The 20,341-nt window shown below is 59.3% G+C and carries 22 protein-coding genes and 2 pseudogenes; 12 read left to right on the top strand and 12 right to left on the bottom strand.

The genetic code is table 11. The features are described 5' to 3' along the window. Nucleotides 1-12: 12 nt before the first annotated feature. From GKR99_13885 to GKR99_13870, 4 genes are all read right to left on the bottom strand, one after another. Nucleotides 13-369: a peptidase gene (locus tag GKR99_13885; GenBank protein NKB28575.1), complete on the bottom strand. Its 357-nt coding sequence runs from the start codon at nucleotides 367-369 to the stop codon at nucleotides 13-15. 215 nt (nucleotides 370-584) lie between these two features. Further along, a complete protein-coding gene (locus GKR99_13880) occupies nucleotides 585-926 on the bottom strand; it encodes a carboxymuconolactone decarboxylase family protein (GenBank protein NKB28574.1) in 342 nt (113 codons plus the stop codon). Beyond that, nucleotides 926-1,690, bottom strand: a complete 765-nt coding sequence (locus tag GKR99_13875) for an ABC transporter permease subunit (GenBank protein ID NKB28573.1) — start codon at nucleotides 1,688-1,690, stop codon at nucleotides 926-928. The genes GKR99_13880 and GKR99_13875 overlap by 1 nt, the downstream gene beginning before the upstream one ends. Nucleotides 1,691-1,699: 9 nt before the next feature. Further along, nucleotides 1,700-2,440 carry an ATP-binding cassette domain-containing protein gene (locus GKR99_13870; GenBank protein NKB28572.1) on the bottom strand — a complete coding sequence of 247 codons (741 nt, stop codon included), beginning with the start codon at nucleotides 2,438-2,440 and terminating at the stop codon, nucleotides 1,700-1,702. A gap of 131 nt (nucleotides 2,441-2,571) precedes the next feature. Here GKR99_13870 and GKR99_13865 point away from each other — a divergent pair, with 131 nt between their 5' ends. Further along, complete coding sequence (locus GKR99_13865; GenBank protein NKB28571.1) at nucleotides 2,572-3,342, top strand: transporter substrate-binding domain-containing protein; 771 nt, start codon at nucleotides 2,572-2,574, stop codon at nucleotides 3,340-3,342. Between the two features lie 66 nt (nucleotides 3,343-3,408). Next, nucleotides 3,409-4,143, top strand: coding sequence for a creatininase family protein (locus GKR99_13860; GenBank protein ID NKB28570.1), 735 nt, complete (start codon nucleotides 3,409-3,411; stop codon nucleotides 4,141-4,143). 61 nt (nucleotides 4,144-4,204) lie between these two features. Here GKR99_13860 and GKR99_13855 read toward each other — a convergent pair whose 3' ends face one another. From GKR99_13855 to GKR99_13835, 5 genes are all read right to left on the bottom strand, one after another. Beyond that, the gene (locus GKR99_13855; GenBank protein ID NKB28569.1) at nucleotides 4,205-4,582 is read right to left on the bottom strand and encodes a nuclear transport factor 2 family protein; all 378 of its coding nucleotides are present in this window, start codon (nucleotides 4,580-4,582) and stop codon (nucleotides 4,205-4,207) included. Nucleotides 4,583-4,687: 105 nt separating this feature from the next. Continuing rightward, nucleotides 4,688-5,272: an amino acid synthesis family protein gene (locus GKR99_13850; protein ID NKB28568.1), complete on the bottom strand. Its 585-nt coding sequence runs from the start codon at nucleotides 5,270-5,272 to the stop codon at nucleotides 4,688-4,690. Then, nucleotides 5,269-5,850: an amino acid synthesis family protein gene (locus GKR99_13845; protein ID NKB28567.1), complete on the bottom strand. Its 582-nt coding sequence runs from the start codon at nucleotides 5,848-5,850 to the stop codon at nucleotides 5,269-5,271. Before GKR99_13845 ends, GKR99_13850 begins: the two co-directional genes overlap by 4 nt. After that, nucleotides 5,843-6,721 (bottom strand): UPF0280 family protein, encoded by an 879-nt coding sequence (locus GKR99_13840; protein NKB28566.1) that lies wholly within the window; start codon nucleotides 6,719-6,721, stop codon nucleotides 5,843-5,845. The genes GKR99_13845 and GKR99_13840 overlap by 8 nt, the downstream gene beginning before the upstream one ends. A gap of 7 nt (nucleotides 6,722-6,728) precedes the next feature. After that, nucleotides 6,729-8,219: a 6-hydroxynicotinate reductase gene (locus GKR99_13835; GenBank protein NKB28565.1), complete on the bottom strand. Its 1,491-nt coding sequence runs from the start codon at nucleotides 8,217-8,219 to the stop codon at nucleotides 6,729-6,731. A 588-nt stretch (nucleotides 8,220-8,807) separates the two neighbouring features. Between GKR99_13835 and GKR99_13830 the strand changes: the two genes are divergently transcribed. Next, nucleotides 8,808-9,191 carry a RidA family protein gene (locus GKR99_13830; protein NKB28564.1) on the top strand — a complete coding sequence of 128 codons (384 nt, stop codon included), beginning with the start codon at nucleotides 8,808-8,810 and terminating at the stop codon, nucleotides 9,189-9,191. 233 nt (nucleotides 9,192-9,424) lie between these two features. Continuing rightward, nucleotides 9,425-10,518 (top strand): annotated as a pseudogene (locus GKR99_13825) (IS5/IS1182 family transposase). 507 nt (nucleotides 10,519-11,025) lie between these two features. On the opposite strand, the gene GKR99_13820 reads toward GKR99_13825, so the two are convergent. Next, the gene (locus GKR99_13820; GenBank protein ID NKB28563.1) at nucleotides 11,026-11,217 is read right to left on the bottom strand and encodes a hypothetical protein; all 192 of its coding nucleotides are present in this window, start codon (nucleotides 11,215-11,217) and stop codon (nucleotides 11,026-11,028) included. A gap of 290 nt (nucleotides 11,218-11,507) precedes the next feature. On the opposite strand from GKR99_13820, the gene GKR99_13815 reads away from it, so the two are divergent. The 3 genes from GKR99_13815 (at nucleotide 11,508) to GKR99_13805 (ending at nucleotide 13,821) form a co-directional block, all read left to right on the top strand. Beyond that, a complete protein-coding gene (locus GKR99_13815) occupies nucleotides 11,508-12,212 on the top strand; it encodes a glycosyltransferase (GenBank protein NKB28562.1) in 705 nt (234 codons plus the stop codon). Nucleotides 12,213-12,244: 32 nt separating this feature from the next. Further along, nucleotides 12,245-13,312 (top strand): hypothetical protein, encoded by a 1,068-nt coding sequence (locus tag GKR99_13810; GenBank protein NKB28561.1) that lies wholly within the window; start codon nucleotides 12,245-12,247, stop codon nucleotides 13,310-13,312. 209 nt (nucleotides 13,313-13,521) lie between these two features. Continuing rightward, complete coding sequence (locus GKR99_13805) at nucleotides 13,522-13,821, top strand: hypothetical protein (GenBank protein ID NKB28560.1); 300 nt, start codon at nucleotides 13,522-13,524, stop codon at nucleotides 13,819-13,821. Here the strand turns inward: GKR99_13805 and GKR99_13800 are convergent. Together GKR99_13800 and GKR99_13795 are read right to left on the bottom strand one after the other, a co-directional pair. Continuing rightward, nucleotides 13,793-14,751, bottom strand: a protein-coding gene (locus tag GKR99_13800; GenBank protein NKB28559.1) for an IS630 family transposase whose coding sequence is annotated in 2 segments (ribosomal slippage) — nucleotides 13,793-14,407 and nucleotides 14,410-14,751 — 957 coding nt in all. Because the reading frame shifts where the segments join, the coding sequence is not laid out codon by codon here. The genes GKR99_13805 and GKR99_13800 overlap by 29 nt on opposite strands. A gap of 25 nt (nucleotides 14,752-14,776) precedes the next feature. Further along, nucleotides 14,777-16,168 (bottom strand): hypothetical protein, encoded by a 1,392-nt coding sequence (locus GKR99_13795; protein ID NKB28558.1) that lies wholly within the window; start codon nucleotides 16,166-16,168, stop codon nucleotides 14,777-14,779. Nucleotides 16,169-16,654: 486 nt separating this feature from the next. Between GKR99_13795 and GKR99_13790 the strand changes: the two are divergent. The 5 genes and pseudogenes from GKR99_13790 (at nucleotide 16,655) to GKR99_13770 (ending at nucleotide 20,330) form a co-directional block, all read left to right on the top strand. Next, nucleotides 16,655-16,942 (top strand): annotated as a pseudogene (locus GKR99_13790) (IS5/IS1182 family transposase). A 471-nt stretch (nucleotides 16,943-17,413) separates the two neighbouring features. Next, the gene (locus GKR99_13785; protein ID NKB28557.1) at nucleotides 17,414-17,857 is read left to right on the top strand and encodes a (R)-hydratase; all 444 of its coding nucleotides are present in this window, start codon (nucleotides 17,414-17,416) and stop codon (nucleotides 17,855-17,857) included. 39 nt (nucleotides 17,858-17,896) lie between these two features. After that, nucleotides 17,897-18,820 (top strand): bifunctional riboflavin kinase/FAD synthetase, encoded by a 924-nt coding sequence (locus tag GKR99_13780; GenBank protein NKB28556.1) that lies wholly within the window; start codon nucleotides 17,897-17,899, stop codon nucleotides 18,818-18,820. Next, on the top strand, nucleotides 18,817-19,290 hold the full coding sequence (locus GKR99_13775; protein ID NKB28555.1) for a YcgN family cysteine cluster protein: 474 nt from the start codon (nucleotides 18,817-18,819) through the stop codon (nucleotides 19,288-19,290). The genes GKR99_13780 and GKR99_13775 overlap by 4 nt, the downstream gene beginning before the upstream one ends. Next, entirely contained in the window at nucleotides 19,287-20,330 is a 1,044-nt protein-coding gene (locus tag GKR99_13770) for a low specificity L-threonine aldolase (GenBank protein NKB28554.1), read from the top strand. Before GKR99_13775 ends, GKR99_13770 begins: the two co-directional genes overlap by 4 nt. Nucleotides 20,331-20,341 lie beyond the last annotated feature (11 nt).

Here is a 20,341-nt window from a genome sequence, read left to right as displayed (position 1 = left end):
AAACCGATTGGATCAGGTGTCGTGGCCGCCGTCTTTTTCGCAGCCCTCGTCATCATCATCGTCATCATCGTCATCATCTTCGCCGTCAGCGCTGACTTCCAGGATCTCGCCGGTGTCTGCCGCGATTTCGACCTCCATCTCGACGCCCTCGGCCGTCAGGATTTCGACTTCGAAGATCTGTTTGCCGTCCTCGTTCTCCTGCTCAACCTCGGTCACTTCGCCGGGGACTTCCAGCAGGGCAATCTCGACGATCTGCGCTTCGCTTAGCCCCGTCGCGCTGGCCGCTGTCTGTGCCGAGACCATTCCGGTGATCCCACCCGTCAGAACCAGACCTGTCAGTGCGGCGCCTGCGATAAGTTTCTTGTTCATGTCGTTTTCCTTTTCTCTGTGTTGATGAAGGCTGTTTTGCCTTGCGATGACACAGAAGTAGGGGGGCGACCTTACCTGCGGTCGTCCGCAAGTTTACAATTTGGTAAGCATGGGAAAATGTGGTGCGATGCAGTCACCGCGAAGCTGTGTTTGCAGGCGGATCCGGCGCGCGATCCCGCGCATCTTTCGGGTGCAACGCCTTGTGGCGTCAGTCGTCAGCCCTTGGCGCTGAACGTGTCAAACGCTCGTAACGCCTTGGCCGAAAACGCAAAAGAGGGGCCGCCGCCCATATAGGTTGCCATCGCCAAAGCCTCGCAAAGTTCGGCCCGGGTGGTGCCCAGGCGGATCAGCGATTTGACGTGAAAGCCGATGCAACTGTCGCAGCGGGTGGCGATTGCGATGCCAAGGGCCATGATTTCCTTGGTCTTTTCGTCAAGCGCGCCGGGTTTCTTGGCCGCTGCCCCCATACGGTTGAACGCGGCGGCGGTATCGGGGATTTCGGACGACAGCGTGGTGATATTGGCCACGGTGTCATCGATGAAGGCTTCCCAGTTCATCAGCGTCCCCTTTCGTCCGAACCCATGCGCCGTTCCAACCAGCGGACGCCCGCACTGATGATCAGCACCAGAACAAGGTATTCAACAATCAGCAGTGAATAGATTTCCAGCGGGCGATATTCGGTGACCACCAACTCGTTCGCGCGGCGCGTCAGTTCCTGCATGCCGATGACCGAGGCGAAGGCGCTCATCTTCACGATATAGATGAACTGGTTGGCCAGTGGCGGCAGGATGCGGCGGATCGCCTGGGGCATGATCACATAGCGCATCGTCTGAATGTAGTTCAGGCCGACGGTCTGCGCGGCCTCGGTCTGGCCGCGTGCGATGGATTGGATTCCGCCGCGAAAAATCTCGGCCGTGAAGGCACTGTCCGAGATGGCCAGCGTGATGATTGCGCCCCAGAATGGCTCGATCGGGATATCAAGGCCGATGGACTTGAAGATGATCGGCAGGCCGTAGAACACCCAGAACAGCATTGGCAGCAGTGGGATCGAGCGGACGAATTCCACGTAGATCCGGTTGATGATCCGCAGCCAGCGACGCTCAGCAAGGGCGGGCAGGGCGACGATCAGGCCCAGGGCGATCGAAATGACAGCGGCAATCAACGAGATCAGGATCGTGTTGCCCATGCCGTTGATCAGGAATTTGACGTTGACCCAGCCCTGCGGGGTCAACGGGTTGATGACGTACCAGCCCCAGGTCGACGAAGACGAACAGCCCGCCAGCAAGAGCAGAGACGACAGCAGTGCCAGGATACGGATCATCACACGCCCCTAATGTTGCAATATCTGGCCAAGGAAGGTGCGGCAGCGCTGTGATTTCGGCGCCTCGAAAAACTGCTGCGGCGGCCCGACCTCGACAATTTCGCCCGCGTCCATGAACACCATTTTGTCGGCAACCCGCCGCGCGAAGCCCATTTCATGGGTGACGACGACCATGGTCATGCCTTCTTCGGCAAGCTCGACCATGACGTCCAGCACTTCCGAGATCATTTCAGGGTCCAGTGCCGAGGTTGGTTCGTCGAACAGCAAGACCTTGGGTTCCATGCACAGGCTGCGTGCGATTGCCACGCGCTGCTGCTGGCCACCGGATAATTGACCGGGGCGTTTATCGGCCTGTTCGGGGATGCGCACACGCGCAAGGTATTTTTGCGCCCGGGCTTCGGCGTCTGCGCGCGACAAGCCGCGCGCTTTCATTGGCCCCAGCGTCAGATTTTGCATCACGCTTAGGTGAGGGAACAGGTTGAATTGTTGGAAGACCATGCCCACTTCGGCCCGGATTGCGGCGGTTGATCCTGCATCACTTCCGACATCGACTCCATTCACCCGGATCGTGCCGGATTGGTGCTGTTCCAACTGGTTAATACAGCGCACAACGGTTGATTTTCCTGACCCGGACGGCCCGCAGACGACCACCCGTTCGCCCGCAGATACGGTCAGGTTGACGCCTTTCAGGGCCTGAAACTCTCCGAACCATTTGTCGACATCGACCATTTCGATCGCATATTGCGACATGTTCGTTCCCTTCGGGGGATGGTCCCCGCAGGGATTTATTTGCTTGAGGTTAGCGGGGGAATGTTCGTTAGTTCAAGACGCATCTGATATGAAAGCGCCGAAATCCAATGGCAACACACAGGAGATCACGAATGAAACACCTTATGACCGCGACTGCAGCCGCGGCTGTGGCGATGACAATGACGGCAACGGCGCAGGCGCAGTCGGCGTTGAACGATATACTTGACGGCGGCGTACTGAAGGTTGGCACAACCGGCGACTGGAACCCGATGTCGGTTCGCGACCCGGCCTCGAACAGTTACAAGGGTTTTGACATCGACGTCATGACGCAGCTTGCCGCCGATCTGGGCGTCGAGGTTGAGTTTGTGCCGACGGATTGGAAAACGCTGGTGAACGGCGTGGTGGCCGGTCAGTACCACATGACCGGGTCGGCCTCGATCTCGCCGCCGCGCATGAAGGTTGCCGGATTCTCGGAAAGCTATATCGCGGTCGAGATTTATCCCTTCACCCATACCGACAAGGCGGGCGATTTCGACGGATATGACTCGATCAACCAGCCGGGTGTGACCGTTGCTACGACGCTTGGCACCACCTTCGAGGGGTTGGCGAAAGAGTGGTTCCCGAATGCCGAGATCAAGGTGGTCGAAGCCCCCGCACGCGGCTTTCAGGAGGTGATCGCCGGGCGCGCCGATGTGTTCATCACGTCGAACATCGAAGGGTCTACGCTGGTGACCAAATTCCCGGTGGTGCGCGTTGCCAACACCGAACCGCGTTCGCCGTCGCCCATTGCGATGTTGTTGCCGCAGGATGATCAGGTCTGGATCAATTATGTGAACAACTGGATCAAGGTGAAGCAGGCGCAGGGCTTCTTTGACGGTGTCCGCGACACCTGGGGTCTTTGAACTGAGTTTGGCGATACGTATGAACAGGGCCGCGCAGAACGTGCGGCCCTTTTTTGTGGCTGTGCCATGAAGCTGGATCACATGACATGGCCCGAGGTCGAGGCCTATCTGACGCGCAGCGCAGGCATCATTCTGCCCGTTGGATCAACCGAGCAACACGGGCCGATGGGGTTGATTGGCACCGACAGCCTCTGCGCCGAAGCGATTGCGGACAGCGCCGCCGAATTGGCCGGTTCGATTGTCGCGCCGGCTTTGCGATACACCCCGGCTGCGTTCAACATGGGGTTCCCGGGCACCATTTCGATCCCCGAAAGCCTGTTCGAAGCGATCTTCACCGAGGTTCTTGGCAGTCTGGCGCATCACGGATTCACGAAGATCTATGTGTTGAACGCACATGGTGCGAATATTGCCCCGATGCGGCGAAGCGCTGACGCCCTTGGTGAAAGCCGGGTCAGGATCCGAAGCTGGTGGGATTTTGATGCCGTCAACCTGCTGCGCCAGGAATTCTATGGCGGGTGGGAAGGGATGCATGCCACACCGTCCGAAATCTCGATAACGCAAGCGCTGTACCGGTCCGTTGCGCCAGGCGTTGCAGCCGCGCCGCCGCGTAGGCTGGAGCCCGATGAAATGAAGGCGCGGGCGGGCGACAATCATGGATCGCCCGATCGCCACAAAGCGGAGTTCCCGGACGGACGCGTGGGGTCACATTCGGCACTGGCAAAGGGGGAACACGGGCATGCGTTGCTCGGGGCTGCGGCGCGCGCCGTCTGCGATGACTATCGGGCATTTCTAGCGGGCTGAAATGGGCGCGCTGATGCAAAGGCCGCCAGCAAATGTCATTCCGGCGTGCGATGAACGCCGGCTATCTGGGCGACATGAAGAATTCCTCGCGCACGATCTTGCCATCTTCGACCGTGTAGACGGCGATTTCGCCCATGGTCATCTGCCGACCCGTGGCCTTTTGCGTCACCTCGACCTGGAAGCGCACAGCGAAGCGGTTGGGCGGGTGCACGAAGGGACCGTCGGCTTCAAGCTTTAGAATGTCATGCGCGGCCACCCAATCCGCCCGCTTCGCCTTGATCGCGCTGCGGCCCTTGGCAATGCGGACATCGCGCCCGGGCGGCACAACGGTTTCGACGGATTCGGCGCTCTCGGCATATATGTCGTCGACATGCACGATGCCGCGCCCATTCCGCATCGCCTGCACGAATTCCTGACCAAGCCTGACTAGATCTTCCATAGGAGCCCTCCGCTGATGCCGACAATATTGGCATGGGGGGCCGCCAGAAGATTTGATCAGGATCAAGGTGACCGCGCGGCTTTGGCGTTGCGGATCGCCGTGCGCCTATCGCAGGCCGTCCTTGCCTTCAGCCTCGGCATGGGTCAGCCCGCCGACGCGGGGCAGGGGGCGGCCGCTGTCGGTCACCGCGACGGCGACAAGTATTTCACCCGCCCGCGGCGCATCGTTCAGCCGAACCTCGACCCCGTCGAAATGCGACCGCACATAGGCCGCATCCTTGTGGCCAAGCGGGACGTCCAGATCCTGGCCCGGCCCGCCGCGTTTCTTGGACGAGGGCACCAGCGCGGCACCCTTTTCCACTGCATTGCGCAAAGGCGCGCCCAGTTTCGGGTGCAGGATCGCGGCGGCGTGTTCTAATTCGCCATTTTCGCCGACCATCGCCGCCTTGCCATAGCTTTCGGCCTGCGCCGGTTCGATGCCAAGTGCGGCCACTGCCCGCGCGCCCAGCAGACCGCCCAGTTCGGCGCCGATGTCCATCAGGTCGCTCAGATCCTCAACATATTGGCCGGCAAAGGGGTTTTCGATCACGGCGGCGGCGACGGCCTTGCGCGTTGGCGGTGCAATCGGGCGGCCCATTTCGGTGTGGGTTTCTTCAACCCAGGTCACGATTTTCCTGATCTTGGCGCTCATCTCAATCCATCCTTTTCCTTGATGTCGCTGGCTTCCAACCCGCCCGAGCGGGAATGGATGCGCGGACCGCTGGTCATGACCAGCGCAAACAGCAATTCATCGGCGCGGGGCGCATCGCTTAGCCCGATTTCCATCGAATCGAAGTGGCTGCGCACATAGGAGGCGTTGATATGGGTGATTGGCACGTCCAGCCGCGCTCCGATCCCGCCGACCTTCTTTGACGACGGGACAATTGCCCTGGCTTCGCCCAGAACCTCGCGCATGGCATAGCCGCCCGGTGCGTGCCACAGGGCGCCGTGCTCAAGCTCTCCGGCGGCGCCAACCAATGAGGCTTTGCCGTAGCCATCGACCTTGTCGGCCCCGCCAAGCGCTGTGGCCAGCTGCTGTGCCATGTCATATCCCATGGGCTTGAGGTCTTCCATGAAGCCTTGGATCTGCGGCTCATAACGCCCGGCGAAGGGGTTGGTCAGCACCGTGAATATCGCTCCGCGCAGGCGCGGCGTGTCGGGGGCCGGGCCGCCCTCGTGGAAAATCTCTTCGATTGTCAGGATCCGTTTGCGGATATCCAGTTCAGGCATGTGCGACCTCCTTTGCGGGGCCAGGCTCGCAGAAGCCGGTCCCGGCAAGCGCAGATTGTCCTTGTAAAAACAGTGCCGCGCCAAGAACCAGGCCCGAGTCTTGCATTTGTGCAGCACAGGCCCGACCCGCAGCAAGTGCGCGGTCGCATTCGGCCGCGTTCAGCGACGGGACGGTGGTCACGACGCGCCGGTCACCCAGATCACTGTCCGGGTCCAGTGCCGAGGCTGCTTGCCGGATCACGCCGGGATGATCCGGCAGATCGACCGCGTTGGCAATCAGCGTTGCCGCCACATCTGCGGTCGCCGCATCGCGGGCCAGCACGGTGACACTGTCGGCGATCCCCAGCGACAGGCTGCGCCCCATTGCCCCGCTGGTGGCAATACCGCCGATGCCGCTTTTGGCATCGAACCGCACGCGGCCCAGATCCGCCCCGTTGGGCGCGGCCATGGCGATGGCAAATTCTGCACCCGTTCCAAGATGCACGGCGATGTCGCCGCCATTGTTTACATAGGCGCGGGTCAGCGGAACCGCCCGCAGCATTGCCGCCAGAACGGCGTCCGCCACGGATCCGGCGACAGCAATCATCGGGGTCAGAAAATGGGTGGTGCAGAAGGGGTGCGCGGCAATGTACATGCGGCGCGCAACCGGATCAGCGGGCAGGGCTGTGTCGGGGGCAAGTGCGCACCGATGCCGGACCAGCCCGGCGACCAGTCCGTCAAGCAGGGTCGCAAAACAGTCCGATGCGGCAGCGAACGCAATGTCCCGCAATTCCGGGCTTTCGGCATCTGCGCTGATGATCAGGTCGATGGGGCCGTGCTGCAAATGCAGCCGCTTCCCGCCATCCAGATATGCCGCGACAGGTCCGTTCATTCCAATCTCAGCCTTCCGGTTTCCAGCGGAAATTGTGCCGGGCCACGGGGTCAGCTTCGGGGTCTATCCGGTCCACGCGGCGAACATCCCGGGTGATGACGTCTTCGATTGGACGGACATTGTCGGAATGGCCGCCAAGGGCCACGTAGTCCGTCATCCGCATGGTGAACTCGATCGGCGCGACTAGCGCCGGGGTCGGAACATAGCCGAAGGAGTTCGACGGCATATCCAGCACATCCGCGATCACCGTGATCCCGCCGCCAGGCCAGACATAGGCGTTGGCCCCACCGCAGGACACATGCGTCAGCGAGTCTTTCACCGAGCGGGTCAGCTTGACCGGGTTCGTGGTCACCCCGGCGCGCAGCGAACCGCCCGCGCCCCCCATGAACAGGACCGAACATAACGAGGGTTCGCAATTCTCGGCGATCAGATCGACCGAGGCCCGCAAATCCGCGGGCAGGGCGGCTGGCTGGGGGTTTAGTTCGGCGTCCAACTCGAAATAGGCGTGCTGTTCTCCGGTCGTGGACACCATCAGCAGCCGCAGCCCCGGCCATGCCACATCTGGGTTGGCGGGTTTCAGAATGCTCAGCGGGTCTTCAACGTCTGTGCCGCCCCAGCCTGTGCCCGGTTCGGCCACCTGGAAATAGCGCCCCGGCGTCGATCTGCGGCCCTTGATCTTGATCCCGGTGGGTGGAACGTCCAGCAGCTTGCCCGCCTGATGTTCGGACAACAGGCCAGTGATGTGATCGTCGACGACGACCACTTCGTCCACATGGGATGCCCAGGCGGATGCGAACATGCCGATGGCGGCAGATCCACAGCCCACACGCATCAAATGTTCTTCAGCCCCGTTGATGATGGGCGCTTTTCCGGCCTGCACCACAATGCTGGCGCCTTCGTCGATGGTCAGGTCCACGGCCTGGCAATTGCAGAGTTTCAATAGCGTGTCGCAGGTGACGCGGCCCTCTTTCTTGGTGCCGCCGGTCAGATGTTCGACCCCGCCCAACGACAGCATTTTCGAGCCATATTCGCTGGTCATGACATGACCAACCGGTTCATCCTGGCAGCGCACGATGGCACGTTCGTGGCCGATGAAACGATCGGTGTCGATCTTCACCTTCACGCCGCAATAACTGAAAATACCCTCGGTCACGACGGTGACCATATCGGCGTCTTCGACCGTCTGGCTGACGATGAAGGGCGCGGGTTTGTAATCGGGATAGGTCGTTCCGGCGCCGACCGCGGTGATGAATGGCCGGTTTGCCTGCACAATATCACCGTCCCAGTCGTTGCCACCGGTTCCCTTCATGAACGGCACCGCGCTGGCGCCATTCCCGATCGCGTTTTCGATAATCGTCAGGGGATCCAGCCGGACAAGGGCGCCGTCATGATTGGCATAGCGGTCACACGCGCCCGAGCGGCCCGGCGCGATGTAGCACAACACAGGGCATGCATCGCAGCGGATCTTCTCAGGTTTTGCGCGGGCCGTTTCGGTCAATGGTCTTACCCTTGATCGCAATGCAGGGTTTCGGTGTGCGCCGGGCGATGGACACCCTGAAGTCCCACCTCGATCCGCGCATATCATTCGTATGCAAACGATAAGGGCCGGTTGTGGCGCGAGTCAATTCATTCTGGGGCGGCCAAATGCGAGCATTCACGAGGCTTGCATTGCGCCGCGTCATTTCCTGCAAGAAGCGATTGTTGTCACCCGGATCCCATCTGTTCGCAGATGGCGAGAACATAAGCGGAAACAATTTCCTGCGCCCGGGGCGCAACATATGCAGGTTTAAATCCGGTCTGATAGAGAGCGGAACCAATGCCGGAGCCTGTTTTTTCGTGGCCAAACAGTATCCTATTTTTCTGTCCGGCCCGCCAACTGCATGGGTTCTGACGTTTGACGTCTGACGGCAAGACAGCAGATGCCCGAAATTGATAAAAGAAAAACCTCAGCCCATCCACGCAGAAGGCCAAAGACGTAGCAGTTTATTGCAGAGACTGACGGCGACATTGAGCCCACTTTGACAAATGCTGCGCGGAACATGAATGTCCAAACACACGAGTTTTGAAGCAAGGAGCGCAACCGAACATGGCGATCAAACGGATTAATGCAGAAGATGGAGCAGGTGTCTTCGGCGCTTATGTTCAGGCACTTGAAGTCAAGGATACGTTGAGGCGGGTCTATGTGAGCGGTCAAGCCCCGGTTCGCGCTGACGGGACGCTTCCTGACACATTTAGAGGACAGGCTGAAGCCGTATGGAAGAACATTCTTGCCCAACTGCGTGCTGCTGATATGGACGCGGAGAACATCGTTAAGGCCACCACTTTCCTTGTGGACCGCAAGTACCGGAATGAGAATCGTGACGTTCGGATGGAGATGCTCGGGGGGCACACCTTTGCGTTGACGGTTGTCTTGGCCGGGATGTTTGAAGATGGTTGGCTTTTGGAAATTGACGCCATTGCAGAGAAGTAAGGAACACAAGCGTCTTCAATAGCAGCCATTGATGCAGCCGCAGCGAATGACCTGTGTGGATGGCTCCTGCATAGCAAGACATTTTTGATCTGATTTGTGCATTTGTCAGAAGCAGTCATGTGTCCGGCCTGTTTGCGCGGCTCCGTGTCTGCTTCGTCCGGATAGTGTTGAAAAAGTCCGTTGCTTGGTTGGTCTGGCGCTGATTCACTCGTTTTAAGAGTGGAGGTGCGGCAATGATGGGACCGAAGCAGGTGGCGCAGGGCGCGCTGTTTTACGAGTTCTCGATTGAAGAGTTTGTGCCTGCGGATCATGCGTTGCGCAGCATTGATTGCTTCCTCGATTTGTCGGATGTCCGTCCGCTTTTGGCACCCACCTACAGCTCTCACGGTCGCCCTTCGATTGACCCTGAGCTGATGATCCGGATGTTGTTGTTGGGCTATTGCCAAGGCATTCGGTCCGAACGGCGACTTTGTGAGGAAGTTCATGTCAATCTGGCGTATCGGTGGTTCTGCCGCCTTGATCTGACCGACCCGGTGCCGGACCATTCAACCTTCTCGAAGAACCGCCACGGGCGTTTCCGGGAGAGCGGTTTGTTCCGGCAGCTCTTCGAGACAGTATTGCAGCGCTGCATTGATGAGGGCTTGGTTGGCGGGGAGAGCTTCGGCGTCGATGCCAGCCTTGCCGATCCGAACTGCTGAGGCTTTTGCCGCGCGGCGTATGATCGACCGGATTACGGATCGCTTTGATATGACACCAGATAAGCTGGTTGGCGATACGGGTTACGGATCAGCGGAGATGCTGGGCTGGTTGGTCGAAGAGCGCGGCATAGCTCCGCACATCCCGGTGTGGGATAAATCCAAGCGGACGGACGGCACATTCTCACGCGAAGACTTTAGGTACGACCCGACAACTGACAGCTACACATGCCCTGGCAACAAAGAACTGCGAACATATCGCCGGAACTTCTCCAAACCGCGAAGGCCCAACGGTGGCAAAGACGGGTTCATCAGATACCGCGCATCAAAACACGATTGCGATGCGTGCCCGATCAAACCGCAATGCTGCCCAGGTGATCCGGGGCGACGCGTGATGCGATCCGTCCACGAAGCGGCCCGAGATGTCGCCCGCGACATCCGCATACATTACCTCGTTCATCCAAAGGCGGAAAGTCGAGATGCTCTTCGCTCATCTGAAACGATACATTGGCGTGCCGACGATGCGGCTGAGAGGACCAAAAGGCGCATACGAACAGTTCCAGCTCGCAGCCACAGCTCAAAACCTCAGAAAGATCGCCAAACTTATCCCAGAACCGCAACCAACAGGCTGAAAGAGATAGCCAAGACTCTTCGGGCTTCGACCACCAGACGCTCAAACACCGACTTTTTCAACACTATCCGGACGGAGCCGACCTTGGAGATTTTTCATCCAATGTCTGCTTTTACAAGGCTGCACTTGCGGCGGAAAATACCTCGGGCGGAAACGGAAGTTCGCTGCAGACGTGTAGCAGGAAGGCTGTGAGGTAATCAGCGGGCAATAAAGAAAATTAGGTCCAGCAATCATTCTGCGCCGCCTCAGGACCGTCGTCAGCACAACGCCGCCTTTGGGGAGTGTCATGAAGTCTGTGTTTCTGGCCCTGACCTTTCGGGTTTCAGATGGATTCACGCACAGAAGCGCTCCTCGAAACCGATAGCAGATTGGTTGCGGGCAGCATGCCACACTCGGACATTCCGTCGATCCTTTAAAAAAGTTGCAGATTGCGAGGCAGATAAGCTTGGTTGCCAGGTCGTCGGTGGTGACGAATTCCGGGTCTTGATCGATTTGCGGATTTCCCATTTTATTTCACGGCGTTGGTCGTACGGACGATCTTTGGGATTGCTGGATCGAAGGCAAAGAAAGGGATAACTTCTTGCCATGCTCGCCGCAATGCCGGCCCAATCGAAACGCGTTTCCCGGCCCATTTTTTCTCAAACGCATCGATCTGGGCAGCGGCCTGATCAGCGGTTGCGGCCGCGCAAAACGCGCGCAGATTGACAGCGACGGCCTTGCAGTCCTTCTAGGCGCAAAAGTTCAAGGAATGAAGCATCAGATGTACGATGCAGGTCTAGACAGCGGCCTGCGGGAATGGACTAGGCCGAACCATGGACCCATGCGCTAACCTAAAGTAGACGTCTTCATCTAGTAGAAGACAACGCGACCATTCGCTTGGCGCGGCACGTGAATCAAACGGCACGTGAGTAAGTCAGGATCGGAGCAGACACATTGACAGAGAATTCACCTCTGCGACGCCGGGATAGGCGGGTTCTGCTATCGGTGATCATGCCTGCATACAATGAAGAAGGCAGTATTGTCGGGGCCGTTGTAGATGTGAAACAGCATATCTTTGCGGCCCAGCCTTCGGTCGAACTGCTGGTCATCGACGATGGGTCGACAGATGCGACCGCAGAACTGCTTGCCGGGATTGCAGCAAAAGATTCGCGCGTGCGCGTTGTCAGCCAGGAAAACAGCGGCCACGGTGCTGCTGTCATGCGCGGGCTTCAGGAGGCCGTGGGCGAGATTTTTCTGCTGCTTGATAGTGATCGGCAGATCCGACTGGACGAATTCGGGAACCATCTGACCAGCTTCCAAAACGACGGGTTGGATGCCCTGCTCGGCATACGGAAGCCGCGACAAGATCCAGCCCACAGGCTAGTCATAACCCGGCTGATGCGGTTGTTAATAGGTCTGATGTTTTCGGCAGCGCCACGCGACGCAGGCGTCCCTTATAAGCTGGTCAGGCGCAGCGCCTGGAACCGTTTCAAGCCGCTGATCAGGCAGAACTGCTGGATTCCGTCGGTTCTAATTGCCCTGATCATGCTGCGGAACTTCCCCCACGTAACCCGTGAGGTGACGGTGACTCACCTAAAGCGCGAATCTGGCACTTCGACCCTCAATGTACCGCGTCTGACTGTTTTTTGTGCTCATGCTGTGACAGACCTGTTCGATCTGCGCCGCAGAATCGGTAAAATCGGCAAATCTCATTGATATGCGCACGGGTTCGAGTAGGGTCGCACGAGATGGGACGCGAGATGCAGACTTATTGGCAATTGCTGCGCAGCAGCTCCGGGTGGTTTTTTTCCGCGCTGATCGCCGCTTTCATTGTTGTTGCATCCCTTCCGGCCGAGGCGCGCAACGTGCCGGGTTCAACAACGTCGGTGACGGATGAACTCTCCGAGGCGTCGACCGATATTCTGGTGCGCGATGTAAAAAGCGCATTGCGCAAGCTTCGCCCGGACGATCGTGAACCAGCGTCAGAATTCTCATTCAGCCCCGGGGTAACCAGAAATGATGGGCAGGGGGATCTGACCGGTCTTTCCGGATCAGCTGTTGGGCCAACCTTCTCGGTATTTGCAGATGCAAGTTTCCGCGCAATCGAGGATACCGACGATCTGGATTACGACATGGCGGCGGGCGCGCTGGTGCTGACCTATCGGACCGCGCCCGGATCGCAGATATTCGGTGGTCTGATCTTCGAGGACGGTGACGGTACAACACCCTTCAACAGCGGCACGCTGGAATCCGAAGGCCGCGGCTTCACGCTGGGCTTTGACCATCAGCTTGCCGATGATGTCTATGTAACGCTGGTTCTTGGACGGTTGGATCTAGATTACGACTTTTCGCGTAGTGCGGGCGCAATAACAGGCTCCTTCGGTGCCGAGCGCATCTTCGCCGACCTTACCGTGGAAGCACTTCTGCATGGCGCATCTACGCAAACAACACTTGGGTTTGGCCTGCGGCATGTTAAGCAAGACAATGACGGCTATGTAGAAAACGGCGGCGGAGCGGTGGCAGCGTCGTCCTTTGAATCCTCATCTTTGGTTCTGGCAAGCCGGACCGATTTCACTGACACCATGAATGGTGGTTCGCCATTTATCGAGGCCGATCTGCGCCATGATTTCAGCGGTGAAAGCCTGTTGCCACCCGGTGTCTTTGATCCCGACCAGGAGGAAACACACCTGCGTCTTGGATTCGGGGTAGCTTTATCGGGGCCCAGTCACGAAATCGAAGCGGGTATTGGCGCGAACTTCAACGAAGACGGGCGCGCGGGATACGATGCACGCGCGCAGGTACACTTCAGGTTCTAGCCGTTGAACCTGGCCCGCACTACAAGCAGATCAATGCTCTGGTCTTTCGTTGTTTTGGCGATTTTGCTCGTATTGGTTTCCAATGGGCCCTCGCAGATCGCTTTCGAAGCACTTGCGTCCGCGTTGGCCTTTTTCGCCGGCCAATTTTTGACGATTGGCGGTCTTGACGTCTTGCGATCCGGCGCCGAACTGCGCGCCATTGATGGCCATTGGCGGTTAAGGTGACCGAGGTCTGCGACGGCCATGGGCTATTGGCGGCGTGGCTCGTACTGGCGATGGTCTGGAAAGGTCCGCGCCCTACCAGGGCAGCAATCCGATGGTTACTTGCAGGGGTGGTTGCGATTCAGGCTTTCAACCTTGCCCGGATTATCATTCTTGCGGCCACCATCGCCACCAGCCCTGGAACATTCGAGTTCATGCATCTGACAGTTTTTCCATTGGCAACAGCGCTGCTGATGGTGACCCTAAAGCGTTTCGACATTAACCTGAGACATATCCGGCGGCCTTAAAGTAGTTCCAGCATTCTACTGGGTCGTAGAGATCGCAGATTGCTCCGATTGCTTCGAAGACCTGGGTAAAGGACCTGGCCCCGATCCGTCGCAAATGGGCTTTCAGTTTAGAGAAGGCCTGCTCGATGGGATTCAGGTCGGGCGAGTACGGTGGCAGGTAAAGGAACCAGCAGCCGTGATTGCGTAAAGCCTGCGTCGCCTCCTTATTCCGGTGGGTTGCCAGGTTGTCGAGAATGACGACAGTGCCGGGGTTGATCTCGGGGACCAGCACTTCGCGGATGTAGGCCGCGAAGGCGGGGCCATCTATCGCTCCCTTGATGACCCAAGGTGCGATCAGCGCGCCTTGGGTCAGGCCCGCGATCAAGGTTTGGGTTCCCCAGCTTCCGAAGGGCGCATCCATCGTCAGGCGCTTACCGCGCTTGGCTCTGCCGCGTAGGCGCGTGAGGTTTGTCTTCACTGCGGTTTCGTCAATAAAGACAACGCGCTCAGGAAAGGTCGCAATGGCTGGCGAGCGGTATCTGAACCAGTCGGCCCGTTGCTGCCTTACCTTGGCGCGGCGGCGCTCGGTTGCGACCAGCGACTTTTTTTGTACGTGAAGCCGAGCCGGGACAGAAGGTTGGCGATGGAGGAGTGATGCACCCGCACACCCTCTGCATCGGCCAGCGCATTACGCAACTCAAAGAGCGTGATGTCAGGGTCTTGTGCGATCAACTCCTCAAAGAATTCCCGATGCGGAGCCAGCTTTCCCTTGCCGCGCGGCGGTCCCTGCCGGGCAGGTTCCGCATGACCCTTCATCCTCACCTGACGCGCCCACCGCGCGCCTGTGGCAGGCGACAGCTTCAACCGCAACGCCGCCGCGCGCCCGCTCAACCCTTCTTCAATGTATCTCTGAAACCGTATCCGAAGCGCAGATGGCAAAGGTGCTGACATGATCCATCCTCCCAAACAGGATGAATCACAGATCAGGTCTCAAGGGAATCCCTCGCGATTCAGGTTCAAGACGAAACGCTTTAGCGGCGCCTATGCCATCGCTCAGAATTCGATAGTATGCGGCTGTCATCGGGTAGGTTTCGGTCATATGAGGGATGACCTCACGTTGGCGCCCGGACGAGACCGCGACATAGTCCGCCCCGGAAAGTGCGCGAGCCAGTCTGGTTGCCTTTTCACGGGCGTCCGGATCGAGAATGTCGAGCTTGATCAGCTCGAAGTGGCCATCGTACGTCGGCCAGCGAGCGAAACTTTCACCGGGCAGACGGATGATGACTGGCAATTCCTCGTCCCAGGCCGTTTCGTTTGCGATGGCCGTGCCGCGCGGAAGTAGCCAAAGCCAGTGGGCAGCTTTGATGCGGGGATGGTTGCCGTCATGCAGGGCAACCGTTCCCGCACCCCACCATACAGCCAGAAGCACTGCACCCAAAACCACGGGGGCTCGCATCCTAGCCAGGGAAACAGTCACCAGGACGGCCATTACCGGAATGGCTGGGGCAGCATAACGCAGCGGGGCCACTTCGGCGGCGATCGTTGTGGTGATGAATGCGATGGCGGCCGTCGCCGGAACAAGAAGCTGGGTGAATGCCGCTTTCCCCAATGTGCCGCGCATCACCTGGCAGGATAACAGGAGTATTGCCATAGCTAGCAGCGGCCCGGAACCGAAGACCGCGAAGTCGCGCAAGAAATCCAGACTGCTGTACAGATGCAGCCAGCTCCAATTCGGGGGATGGTGCGGATCCAGTGTTATGGCCACAAGTTCCAGAAAATTGCCGAGGAACGCCTCGGACATCGCCAGCCCCAGCGGTCCAGGCCCGGCGAAAGCGAAGGGATTGAACACCCTGAATGCCAGGAAGGCGCAGATGGCCAGTATCAGGGCAACGCGGGCAGCGGCACGATAGCCGATCCGGGCTGAAACGAGCGCAATGGTAACCACTGCGGGTGCAAGCATGACTGCTGCGGTTGCCTTCATGGCAACGGCAGCGCCCACAGTCGCACCAGCAAGCGAGGCCTTTCGGATGTCTGCCTGACCGGCAAGCCTGTCCAGGGCAAACAGGGACCATGCGACAGTCGCGGTCAACCACGCATCGACTGTGAAGAAATTCGAAAGCTGCAATGCCGTAGGCGCTGCCGCATAAAGGATCGCCGCGGCAAGTGCGGCTGGAACGGACCTGACCAAGGACCAGCCTAGCATGAAAACAGCAAGCACCGTGGAAGCATCCAGAATTGCCGTCATCGTCCGCGCAAGGATAAGGATCTCCTGCCAATCTGAGGCGCCGACAATGCGCGACACCAACGCGACGAATAGAACCGGCGCTTCGCCATAAACATAGAATCCGTCGCTCTGGCGCGGATTCAACGGCGAGGTTTCAGCCGATTGTGTTGAAAAACTCCGAAATCAGAGCGTCGCGGATTTCTTGCGAAAACCTATGAAGCGAAATAGTCGGAAAGCTTTGACCACGAGACAGCGCATGGCTGCGCGTGAGCGCATGTAGGCGATTTGGGCCGACCCCCGCGCCAAAAATTTAGGATCGGGCTGCATGGAAAGAAAAATCATCGTTCAGGCCCTAAAACGGAGTTTTTCAACACAATCAGCCGAAAACCAAAGCTCAAACAGGCCAAGGCTGCTGACATCCGCGTTGCCCCAACGTTCGAGCATCCCTGTGACGACAAACATCATGTGCCGTTCATCCGGATCCAAGCTGCTGCGCAGACGACGGCCAGTGCAGCGCCAAGGGCCGGAAGGCTTGGATCGAAGCGTTGCGACGTGTTCATGATCTTGCGCAATGGCCAACGACTTTCCGACATGTGTCCCCGCTCGGGCGCGTTCAGACATAGGCCAGACGCCAGGGCGTGTCACTGCGATGCCCGCAAGATCACCCGCGAAGAACATGAAGACGCCCGGGATGTCGCACCTGCCATCGCCAAGACACCCCAGTACAAGGTCTCGGTGAAGCTCAGGAAGAAGGTCGAGATGCTCTTCGCCCACCTCAAACGCATTCTCGGTCTGGGGCGGCTCCGATTACGTGGCCCCTGTGGCGCAAATGACGAATTCATCCTCGCCGCAACTGCCCAGAACCTCCGCAAACTGGCCAAGCTCTTTCCTGCACCGCAGCATCCAAGAAATGCCTGAGCAGAAAGGCACTTACACTGAGTTCTGAGGGCCTCTTTCTGCGACCGAAACACGTTGTTTTTCAACAGAATCAGCCTGAAACGGACCTTTGAACCGTCCAGTTTTTCGCCCGGAGTCAAGCCCGTGAGGGCGCCGGGCGATCGCCTGACCGTCCCGCGGGCAGGCGATTTCGATGTGCAGTGGAACCTTCGTGTATTGGAGTTATCGCTGAACCATAAATTGCCACACACCTCCGTTGCATCGCCTACCCCCGGTCAGGCGATCGCCCGACTTGTTCTGCGCATCGCCAACGTCCGCTTCAGGCCCTCTCCACCCATCAAGTCTTCTAAACCTGTATTGGCGCAAACCGCGCTTTTCTTAATTGCAGCAACAATCTTGCGCCATTCTTTTCTGCGCTTGCAAAGTAATTAAATTTTACATATTATCCACACTACGCACTTAAATTACTGTCCCGACTCAGAGATTCGCATCATGCTCGACAATATGCCCGCTCAGACGATCTGCATCGAAGATATGGAAATCGGCATGAGCCGTTTCCTCGAAAAGGTCGTCACCGACCGCGATATTGAGCTGTTTGCAGAGGTCTCGACCGACCGTAATCCGGTGCATATGGACGATGACTATGCGCAGGACACGATTTTTCAGGGCCGCATCGCGCATGGGATGCTGACGGCGGCGCTGATTTCGGCAGTGATCGGCGAACAACTCCCCGGTCATGGTGCGGTCTATCTGGGCCAATCGCTGAAATTCCTCGCCCCGGTGCGCCCCGGCGACATGGTCCACACGACCGTCACAGTGGCCGACATCAACTATGCACGGCGTCGCGTGACACTGGAATGTGTCTGTCTGGTCGATGGCAAACCGGTCCTGAAGGGCGAAGCGCTGGTGCTGGCCCCCTCGGCCAAGTTCGACTGACCGCTTGCACCCCAACGGGCCTGCGCATATCCGAAGCGAATGCGGATTGTCCGGGCCTTAGATCAAGTTGACCCATCCCACCGGGGGGCGAGCATTGCCATCGGCAATTTCGACGGCGTGCATCTGGGCCACCAGTCGGTGCTGGACCTTGCGCGCAACACCGACGCCCCACTGGGCGTTCTGACGTTCGAGCCGCACCCGCGCGAATTCTTCGCCCCCGACGCCCCGCCATTCCGCCTGATGAATGCCGCCGCACGGGCGCACCGGCTTGAGAAACTTGGCGTCGACGTCCTGTTTGAATTGCCGTTCGATGCAAGCATCACGGAACTGACGCCTGAACGTTTCGTGGCCGAAGTTCTGGCCGACGGCCTTGGCCTGTCGCACGTCGTGGTCGGTGCGGATTTCTGCTTTGGCAAGGGCCGCCTTGGCACCGCTGCCGACCTTAACCGCCTGTGCCACGCGGCAGGCATCGACGTCACCATCGCCCCGCTGCTGTCCACCGAAACAGGCGAAGTCAGCTCGACCCGTATTCGCCGCGCGCTGAGCGATGGTCACCCCGAGGTTGCCACGGAAATGCTGGGCCACATCCACCGCATCGAAGGCCCGGTGCTGCACGGCGAAAAGCGCGGGCGCGAATTGGGATACCCCACCGCCAACATCTCGATCGCCGGGCTGCACCCGCCGAAATTCGGCGTCTACGCCGTTTGGGTCGAGGTTTTCGACGGTCCCCACAGCGGTGAATACGACGGCGTCGCCTCGTTGGGCATCCGCCCGATGTTCGACGGCGATGTGCCGAATTTGGAAACCTTCATCTTCGATTTCTCGGGTGACCTCTATGGCGCCCAGATCTCGGTCGGGCTGGTCAGATACCTCCGCCCCGAAGCCAGGTTCGATGACCTGCCCGCCCTGATCGCGCAGATGGACGCCGACAGCGCAGCGGCACGCGCCGCACTCACCCGATGACCGATCCGATCCACCGCGACGGCCTGCGTGACCGATTTTGGGAGCGTGTTCCCCTGCAAAACCTCTCCCCACGCGAGTGGGAGGCGCTGTGCGATGGCTGTGGCAAATGCTGCCTGAACAAGCTGGAAGACGAAGACACCGCCGAAGTGGCTTTCACCCGCGTCGCCTGCCGCCTGCTGGATGACACCACTTGCCGCTGCGCGCATTATGAACAGCGCAAGGTCTTCGTGTCGGAATGCGTTGTTCTGACGCCCCAGAACATCGGCGAAAGCGCCTATTGGATGCCGCAGGCCTGCGCCTATCGCCTGCTGCACGAAGGTAAGGCACTGCCCGACTGGCACCCGCTGATCTCGGGCGACCCGCAGACCGTCCATGATGCCGGCGTCTCGGTACAGGGCATCACCGTCAGTGAATTCGACGTGCCCGAAGACGATTGGGAAGACTATGTGATTGAGGAGCCCGGAACATGAACTTTGCATCCGACCACACCGGCCCGGCGCATCCGGCAATTATCGACGCGCTGGCAAATGCGAACACGGGATATATGCCCTCCTACGGCAGTGATCCGCTGAGCGGACAGTTGCAGGACCGGATACGCGACATTTTCGAGGCGCCCGAGGCGATCATTTTCCTTGTCCCCACCGGCACCGCAGCAAACGCGCTTATCCTGGCGACGTTGTCCGACCCCTGGCAAGAGATCTACGCCGCCGAGCATTCCCATATCCGCGAAGATGAATGCAACGCGGTCGAGCATTTCACCGGCGGGGCGCGGATTACCAAGGTGAATGCGGGCGATTTTCTGGACCCTGTTGCCCTGCGCAATGTGATGGAGAATGCCGCCCCGCACGGCCATCACAATGCACAGCAAGGCCCGGTCTCGATCACGCAGGTCACCGATCTGGGGCGGGTCTATGCGCTGGACCAGATCGCCGAAATTTCTGCCGTGGCGCGCGATTTCGGCCAGCCACTGCACATGGACGGCGCGCGGTTTGCCAATGCCCTGGTGGCGCTTGGCTGTACGCCCGCACAGATGACCTGGCGGGCTGGCGTTGATGCGCTAAGCCTCGGGGGTACAAAAAACGGTTGTCTGGGCGTCGAAGCCACCGTCTTCTTCGACCCCAAACACGCCTGGGAGTTTGAGTTGCGCCGAAAGCGCGCCGGGATTCTGGCCTCCAAAAGCCGGTTTATGGCCGCGCAGATGCTGACGTATCTGGGTGATGACCTTTGGCTGGACCTGGCGCGCCGGGCCAATGGCGCGGCAGCCCGGCTTGTCGAGGGGTTGTCAGGCGTTCCCGGTGTCACATTCAACCCGGAGCCGCAGGCGAATATGATCTTCGCAACCATGCCAGCGGCCCTGCATCGCCGGGCGCTGGCTGCGGGCGCGATTTACGAGGTTCACGGCGATCCATCGGCGGTGCCCGATGAAACGCCGCTTGGCTGCCGGATCGTCTGTGACTGGTCCAGCGACCCGCAGCAGATTGACCGCTTCGTCGCGGTGATCCGTGGATAGCGGCAGCGTCC

It is taken from the genome of Paracoccaceae bacterium, assembly GCA_012103375.1.
Taxonomy (GTDB): Bacteria; Pseudomonadota; Alphaproteobacteria; order Rhodobacterales; family Rhodobacteraceae; genus WLWX01.
Note: the sequence above shows the minus strand (reverse complement) of the source record. Positions and strands in the feature narration are given on the sequence as shown.

Bases quoted from the DNA above. Each gene is read 5' to 3' on its own strand.
- GKR99_13885 (NKB28575.1), bottom strand. From the start codon at position 369: ATGAACAAGAAACTTATCGCAGGCGCCGCACTGACAGGTCTGGTTCTG.
- GKR99_13880 (NKB28574.1), bottom strand. From the start codon at position 926: ATGAACTGGGAAGCCTTCATCGATGACACCGTGGCCAATATCACCACG.
- GKR99_13875 (NKB28573.1), bottom strand. From the start codon at position 1,690: ATGATCCGTATCCTGGCACTGCTGTCGTCTCTGCTCTTGCTGGCGGGC.
- GKR99_13870 (NKB28572.1), bottom strand. From the start codon at position 2,440: ATGTCGCAATATGCGATCGAAATGGTCGATGTCGACAAATGGTTCGGA.
- GKR99_13865 (NKB28571.1), top strand. From the start codon at position 2,572: ATGAAACACCTTATGACCGCGACTGCAGCCGCGGCTGTGGCGATGACA.
- GKR99_13860 (NKB28570.1), top strand. From the start codon at position 3,409: ATGAAGCTGGATCACATGACATGGCCCGAGGTCGAGGCCTATCTGACG.
- GKR99_13855 (NKB28569.1), bottom strand. From the start codon at position 4,582: ATGGAAGATCTAGTCAGGCTTGGTCAGGAATTCGTGCAGGCGATGCGG.
- GKR99_13850 (NKB28568.1), bottom strand. From the start codon at position 5,272: ATGAGCGCCAAGATCAGGAAAATCGTGACCTGGGTTGAAGAAACCCAC.
- GKR99_13845 (NKB28567.1), bottom strand. From the start codon at position 5,850: ATGCCTGAACTGGATATCCGCAAACGGATCCTGACAATCGAAGAGATT.
- GKR99_13840 (NKB28566.1), bottom strand. From the start codon at position 6,721: ATGAACGGACCTGTCGCGGCATATCTGGATGGCGGGAAGCGGCTGCAT.
- GKR99_13830 (NKB28564.1), top strand. From the start codon at position 8,808: ATGGCGATCAAACGGATTAATGCAGAAGATGGAGCAGGTGTCTTCGGC.
- GKR99_13815 (NKB28562.1), top strand. From the start codon at position 11,508: ATGCCTGCATACAATGAAGAAGGCAGTATTGTCGGGGCCGTTGTAGAT.
- GKR99_13810 (NKB28561.1), top strand. From the start codon at position 12,245: ATGGGACGCGAGATGCAGACTTATTGGCAATTGCTGCGCAGCAGCTCC.
- GKR99_13785 (NKB28557.1), top strand. From the start codon at position 17,414: ATGCTCGACAATATGCCCGCTCAGACGATCTGCATCGAAGATATGGAA.
- GKR99_13780 (NKB28556.1), top strand. From the start codon at position 17,897: ATGCGGATTGTCCGGGCCTTAGATCAAGTTGACCCATCCCACCGGGGG.
- GKR99_13775 (NKB28555.1), top strand. From the start codon at position 18,817: ATGACCGATCCGATCCACCGCGACGGCCTGCGTGACCGATTTTGGGAG.
- GKR99_13770 (NKB28554.1), top strand. From the start codon at position 19,287: ATGAACTTTGCATCCGACCACACCGGCCCGGCGCATCCGGCAATTATC.